The following is a 6,581-nucleotide window of genomic DNA, read 5'->3' on the forward strand; positions in this document are numbered from 1 at the left end:
TCGAGGCGTTTCTGCTCGCGTTTGGAAATCCGAGGTTTCTTGGACTTCTTCTTCATCGTACAAGGGTCATGGTTCTGGTTAGCGTTGCGGTGTCTGTGCGGAGTCGGTACAAATACATACCGGTCGGCAGGTTGTTGGCATTGAAACGCACTTCGTGGTTTCCTGCGGGTCGGATTCCATCCACAAGCGTAGACACGACACGTCCAGCTAAATTGTACACGGACAGTTCAACGGGGCCGGAACGGTCCAACGTGTACGTTACAGTAGTGGACGGATTGAATGGGTTCGGATAGTTCTGCGAAAGGGTTGTTTCGGTCGGTAGTTCCGCATCTTCGACATTGACGGGGTAGAACTGCTCACCATTGCATACTTCGGCACTTCCCCTTTGAATTGACCTTTTCCAATCACGGATGCAGAACGAGTATTTAATGTTGGGGTTCATATTAGTCAGAGTGAAGGTCGTGTAATTGTTCCATTCGTTGGTCATCACACTGGTGTAGGGAATGTTGATCCACCCAGTGGTTTCCCCATCCCGAATAATTCTATACACGATTGTTGTCGAACAACCGGCACACAATGGTTCGCTTTTGGGCCTGTGCCATAACAGCATAATGCTGTTGGGTTGCATCCAGTCTAACCCATAGATCGTTCGGAAGTCGAGAGGCGGTAGAGGATCGGTAACGGAACCATATGCTGGTGCCGTTATACGCACAGTTACCGTTTCTCCTTGTGCGAACAATTCTTCTTGGTTCCTCCAACAGACATGTAGAGCACCAGGATCGCGTTCGTTATTACAGTGGGGAGGTGGCTCGTATGGTGCCCCTCCGACTCCGTTCGTGGTTGTGGCGTTGCGTAATGGAAACGATCTGTCCCCAATGTGCAGTGTGCCAACCGCCCAAAGGTATTGACGCACCGCCTGTCCTGTTTCATCGCCATCGCCAAAGGCCAGCGGTATATTGAGAATCAAATGACCGGGATCATCCGAATCACCTTCTGTCTGGTACAATTCACGCAGGTAGAACCTGCGCCCGCCGTATCGAAAATACTTGGAAAAATCCGGTTGGTTATCCAACACTCCCATAGGAGCACGCCAGGGACAGAATCCCAATCCACTATGATCTCTATTATCCGTAAGACCACATAGGATACCCTGCATGAACCCGGTAAATCCCACGGTGCCGGGAGGAAATACGACCGGGTTGTAGTGTCTGGTTTCGACGTTATACAGGGTCATGCCGTCTGGTACGACTCGGTGTTCGGTTTGGACTTCCCAACTTACAATCTCAACATCTTGGGCAACGGCGAAGGAAAACGGACCGACTACAAGCATCAGGGCAAATGTCGATAGGGTGCGGTTCATGGTTTCACCTCTGGGTTATCAATGCCCATAGAACAGGTAACATGAGGGACTGGAAATCAGGAACAGGCATTGTAATTGTCAGGAAACGTTATGGATTAGAGAGGGTGTTCAGGGCCTTTCCCCATTGTTCCATGCAATAGCCTACCTCCTGTTCGAGTTCCGCGATTCTGGCCTCATATCGCTCGATTTCCTTGTCGTGGATTATCATTGTCCAGATCAGGCCGATGGCCGCAAGGAGCATGCTCATGACCGCCAGCGCACCTTTGGATTCCTTCGTGTCAGTTGACTGGGCGCGGGAATTCATAATCAATGGAACTTATATACGAAAGTGCCGAGGGATCGAGGTGGGACTACGTGGGATGAAGCGGAACTACGCGGGACAGGAAACGCTTGAAAGTGCCTGTTTTACGGATTCACTTCCAATTCCCAAGCAACGAATGTGGCGAGGTAGCTCATTGTTCCTGTGGTGCGTCATGGAACAAGCGCCTATAGTGTTTTTTCCCATCAATTTTGTAGTTCTCCAATCCGGCGCGTACACACTTTTCGTTCCACGCCTTGGCAAATGCCACCTCCCGGCGGTACTCCACGGCAGTCAGGCCCGCAACGGATTCTGCATCGAAACCATATGCATATGACACCAGCTTGTCGGCAGCGGCAAGCAACAGGGATATGTTTTCCCACGCTTGCCCAAAGCCCTCTTTTCTGATGCGCAGCGCGGCATCTTTTACCTCCTCCATCAAGGCTACATCCAAGTCCACATCCAATCCTTCAATCTCCCGCGCCAACTGATACAGATTACCAGCAGCTATTTTTGCGGTGCGGTATTGTACGTCGGCCTGTTGTACCCCCATTTGCGACATACTGCCCGCACCTTCATAGCCTCCGAACAATGCGCCGACAACGTTGTCGGCAGCATTTTTAACCGCATCGGATTTTGCAATGGCCAGAAATGAAGCCTCTACTGAAGAGGCTATGCGTCGGAGTATAAAGGCAAGCATCCATTTGCGATTGTGAGCCGTATCCCACATTTCAGCAAACCGCCCTTCGCGCTCTTTTACTCCCTCGTATTCTTCATATGAGACGGCAGATTCGGCGGCGAACTTTGCCGACTGGGCAAGAACCGCTTCCTGTTTTTGCCGCTCCCTTGCCTCTTGCTCCTGCTTTTCTGCTTCTTGCTCCCGTTTTCTTTGTGCTGCGACTTCCCTTCTGGTCAATCTGTTCATGGTTCTCGTGAGGATTAGGTTGGTCAAAACGGTTTTCCCGAAGCAGGTTATATTACCCAGCGTACTGTGTGTATTCCATGTTTATTTAGAGTTAATCAGTGTGTTTATAGTGTGTATTCGCCTGACTCCAATAACCCGTTTTACCCCCTTGTGAGTAATTTTTACTCCTTTTTGGAGTAATTTCTACTCCATTTCGGAGTAGTTTTTACTCAAAAAGGGGGTTCACCATGCCACATGGCAGACCGTATCGACTCTCGTTCCCGGCGCAAATCCTGGCGACCGCGATCATCGTGGCCGCCCTGTGGGGGGGCGCCCGCCTGAGCAGCTCCGCAGAAGATGCCCGGGCGTTCGACGAGGCAGCGGAAGAGACGCGGTTCCAGCTCGAAGGGGCGGCTCGGGGCATCACGGCGGACGATCCGGTTGTCGATGAGCCGCAGATGCCGGTGGAGCGTGAAGAGCCATGATCGATTCAATCACGAGAGCGCTCGACTGGGACGCGGTCATGGGCTGGTTCTACGTGCTGAACGACCTGAGCCTGGTGTACGTGATCATCCCGTTTTTCTTCGTGGAACTCATTCGCTATGCGTTCCTCAAGCGCCTGAGCCTTGACGTCATCGGCGACTCGGTGGCCAACGTCATCACCTTCACCTGTTTCGTGGCCATCGAGTACGCGCTGGGCATTCTCTTTGTCACCAAGCTCTACTTCTGGATCTACGAGAACTTCAGCCTGACTCACCTGTCGCTGAACTGGGTCACCATCGTGACCTGTGTCCTGCTGGCCGATCTCATGTACTACTGGGATCACCGCATGATGCACAGGATCGGCGTGGGCTGGGCCACGCACACGGTGCATCACAGCTCGCCCCATTTCAACATGTCGGTGGCCTACCGCTTCGGTCCCCTCGACGCTGTGTTCCCGCTTCTGTTCTCCTTCCCGATCGTCATGCTGGGATACCACCCCATCCTGGTGCTGCTGTCGGAGGTCCTGGTTCAGCAGTTCCAGGCGATCCTGCACACGGAGGTCATCCGGAAGCTGCCGCGGCCGATAGAATTCCTCTTCAACACGCCCTCTCACCACCGCGTGCACCACGGATCGAACCGGCAGTACTGGGACAAGAACTACGCGGGTATGCTCATCATCTGGGATCGCATGTTCGGGACCTTCGAACCGGAGGTCGAGCCGGTCGCATACGGCATCGACCAGCCGCTCAACTCGAACAACCCCATCAAGGTGTTTCTGCACGGGATTCAGCGCCTGGGCACGAAGATCCTCCGGACGCCAGGAGTCAGAAACAAACTGCGGGTACTGGTGAAGCCGCCAAACTGGAGTGCGCCGGAGTAGGGACATGAGCGGGCCGGGGTCAAGACCTCTAGGAATCCGGGCCGCCCCAAGGCGATCCATGTTGGAAGCGTTTCAATCGGCCTTTCGCAGTTGCTGCCATGCACCAACTGCCTTTGCCCATGCCTCTGCGACATTTTTGTGCGCATGGAGCTCTTCATTCAGCGCAATTACCTGGTTGGCCTGCCGGAATAGTTTGCCCAGCACAATCTGGTATTTTATAAGCCGTACTTGCCTCTTGGCTTTTCGCCAATCTATTCTGGCGACCCTCTCCAATTGTGCAGCGCGATGTATCTCCAGCAGATGGGCGGCTTGAGCCGGATCAGATTGTGCGGATACCGCCTGATCCATCCAGTTCGCCGAAATTTGCATCATATTCTCGGCGGCTACATAACCTATTCCTGCCGCCTCGGCTGCCCCTGAGATCTCGGAAAATGTTGCCGATAGTATTATTGCGCCGGCTGTTGTTTCACAAGCATGCGACTGGGTTTTGAGCGCCCTGACAAGTAAACCTATCCGTTCTGATGTCATGCTCCGGCCTCAGAAGAAGGATTCTATTCATGGCGGGCGGCGCCAAGGGACAGTCCGAAGCTGGATCCGCCGAGCGCCGGGTTCCAGGCGCCGTAAAGATCAAGCCGACGGCCCCCGGGCGAAAGGCCGATGTTGTAGTTGCCGCGCACGTCCAGCGTCCAGCGGTCTCTGCCTGCGAAGGCGCTTCGGGAACCACGGTGCAGGGGACTCCGCCAGAGCGAGCCGGCGCCCGCGGCGGCATCGCCCCAGCGTGGCGAGACCGAAAAGGAAAGGCCCTCGGCTCCCGGCCGGCCCACGGTGAGCGCCAGGGCGATGCCCTGTTCCGCGTAGCCGGCCGCCGAGTGCAGCGCCAGCGTGCGGGCCCGGGCGTCGAGGGATACGATACCCAGAACGGCCCGGGATCCGGCGGCCACCTCGATGCCCTGGCCCGTCTGGCCCGCGCCGCCGTCGGTACGCGCATACACCTCGCCGAAGAACGTGACAGCGGCGGCGGCGACCTGTACGGGCAGCGACAGATCGGCGCCGATCCGCACCTGGTTCACCCGAACGTTCTGCCCGTCCACGGATTCCTCGCCGTCTTCGGTTCGGAGCGCGGCCCACGAAGCGTCGCCCATCAGGGCGAAGTCGAGTCCGCCCGGCGCCCCGAGACGCCTCTTGAGTTCGACGAGTCCGAGGCGGAGAGCCGTCGCGCTCGTCCCCAGCCGTCCCGCCGTCCGCAGATTCTCGGCATTGCCCCTTCCTCCGCCTACCGAGGCCCAGAGGGACGTGGATCGGCCCGCCCATCGCAGGTACGGATGGACCGCTGTCATGGTCTGCGTGAGTTCCCCGTCCGAGGCGCCCACCCGCCAGTCGCCCGCGCCCCTGCTGCGCGAGATCGCCAGCCCGGCCATCCAGCGCTCGCGCAGCCTCACGTCGAGCCCCAGATAGCCCGTCCGGAGTTCACCGTCGTAACCGGACTCGTACCCCTGCACCGACGGCGTCCCACTGAAGGTCTGCACGTCTCCCTGTCCCCACAGGGACCAGCGCCGGAGCCCGGTGCACCCATTCCGATCCCCGTCCCCGCCTGCCAGGAGGAACTCCGTGCCGCTTATCATCGCAGCACGGCCACCGCCGAGGCCGAGCAGTTGCGCCGGCGTCAACCGGTCTGCCGCGCCCGGTGCGAGGGACGGGTCCGTGGTACGGCCGCGGGCAACGGTCGCAAACTGACCCAAGACGCCTCTCGCCGCTTCTTCTCCAAGCGGCGCAGACCGTCCCATCACCGTGAGCCGGGAAGGCTCGCACGGACCTGCGTTCATCCGCCGGTCGAGCGTCATCCGCACGCTTGCCAGATGGCTTCGAGCGGTGGCCGCCAGCATGTGCTCGATAATCGCGCGCTGCGGCATGTCACTCACTCCTACGCGGAAGCTCTGCGTCGTAGAGAGGCCCCCCGGATCCTCCGACGTTACCTTCACCATGGCCGACCCGTACATACCCGGCGTCAGCGTCAGGAGCGCCGCCGTGACCAGAGCGCTCACCACACGCGGGTCGGACGACTCTGCGTGGTAGGTCAGCCCGTCTCCATCCGCGTCGTCGAAGAACGGCGACAGATCCACTTCCGCCGCACCGCCCCCTTCGTCGAGCGTCTGATCCGGGATGACCCCGACCGCGACCGGCGCTTCGTTCGCGTCGGTCACCACAACCACGATCTCCGCCTGCGCCTGTGCTCCGGCTCCGTCCCGCGCCCTGAGCGTCAGGTCGTATCCCTCCGGCCCCGTCTCGAAGTCCTCTCCCGGACCGACGTACGTCACGACGCCGTCTTCCGCCCCCACGGCGAACCGGTCCGGGTCGCCGGACGCCAGGTCGTACGTCAGCGCATCGCCGTCGGGGTCCTCCGCCGTCAGCCGCAATAATTCGACCGGTCGATTGCGGCCATCAAGGTTCTCCGCCAGTTCCACGCGATAGACCCCCTGCGCAAACTCCGGCGCTTCGTTCACGTCGGTCACCACAACCTCGATCTCCGCCTGCGCCTCTGCTCCGGCCGTATCCCGCGCCCTGAGCGTCAGGTCGTACTTCTCCGGCCCCGTCTCGAAGTCCTCTCCCGGACCAACGTACGTTATGACGCCGTCTTCCGCTCCCACGGCGAACCGGT

Annotated in this window: 6 protein-coding genes; 2 read left to right on the forward strand and 4 right to left on the reverse strand. The window is 58.5% G+C overall.

Going from position 1 to position 6,581, the window contains the following annotated elements; genetic code table 11:
* Positions 1–52: 52 nt before the first annotated feature.
* Together F4Y00_00745 and F4Y00_00750 are read right to left on the reverse strand one after the other, a co-directional pair.
* Positions 53–1,360: a T9SS type A sorting domain-containing protein gene (locus F4Y00_00745; protein ID MYE03494.1), complete on the reverse strand. Its 1,308-nt coding sequence runs from the start codon at positions 1,358–1,360 to the stop codon at positions 53–55.
* Between the two features lie 452 nt (positions 1,361–1,812).
* Complete coding sequence (locus tag F4Y00_00750) at positions 1,813–2,583, reverse strand: hypothetical protein (GenBank protein ID MYE03495.1); 771 nt, start codon at positions 2,581–2,583, stop codon at positions 1,813–1,815.
* Between the two features lie 227 nt (positions 2,584–2,810).
* Between F4Y00_00750 and F4Y00_00755 the strand changes: the two genes are divergently transcribed.
* Complete coding sequence (locus tag F4Y00_00755) at positions 2,811–3,047, forward strand: hypothetical protein (protein MYE03496.1); 237 nt, start codon at positions 2,811–2,813, stop codon at positions 3,045–3,047.
* On the forward strand, positions 3,044–3,925 hold the full coding sequence (locus F4Y00_00760) for a sterol desaturase family protein (GenBank protein MYE03497.1): 882 nt from the start codon (positions 3,044–3,046) through the stop codon (positions 3,923–3,925). Before F4Y00_00755 ends, F4Y00_00760 begins: the two co-directional genes overlap by 4 nt.
* Positions 3,926–3,997: 72 nt before the next feature.
* Here the strand turns inward: F4Y00_00760 and F4Y00_00765 are convergent, their stop codons facing one another.
* Positions 3,998–4,453 (reverse strand): hypothetical protein, encoded by a 456-nt coding sequence (locus F4Y00_00765; GenBank protein ID MYE03498.1) that lies wholly within the window; start codon positions 4,451–4,453, stop codon positions 3,998–4,000.
* Positions 4,454–4,476: 23 nt separating this feature from the next.
* The coding region (locus F4Y00_00770) for an autotransporter domain-containing protein (GenBank protein MYE03499.1) at positions 4,477–6,581 on the reverse strand (2,105 nt) is incomplete at its 5' end.

It is taken from the genome of Bacteroidetes bacterium SB0662_bin_6, from assembly GCA_009839485.1.
GTDB lineage: Bacteria > Bacteroidota > Rhodothermia > Rhodothermales > VXPQ01 > VXPQ01.

Excerpts from the sequence above, each read along its gene's own strand:
- F4Y00_00745 (MYE03494.1), bottom strand. The coding sequence starts at position 1,360 with ATGAACCGCACCCTATCGACATTTGCCCTGATGCTTGTAGTCGGTCCG.
- F4Y00_00760 (MYE03497.1), top strand. The coding sequence starts at position 3,044 with ATGATCGATTCAATCACGAGAGCGCTCGACTGGGACGCGGTCATGGGC.
- F4Y00_00755 (MYE03496.1), top strand. The coding sequence starts at position 2,811 with ATGCCACATGGCAGACCGTATCGACTCTCGTTCCCGGCGCAAATCCTG.
- F4Y00_00765 (MYE03498.1), bottom strand. The coding sequence starts at position 4,453 with ATGACATCAGAACGGATAGGTTTACTTGTCAGGGCGCTCAAAACCCAG.
- F4Y00_00750 (MYE03495.1), bottom strand. The coding sequence starts at position 2,583 with ATGAACAGATTGACCAGAAGGGAAGTCGCAGCACAAAGAAAACGGGAG.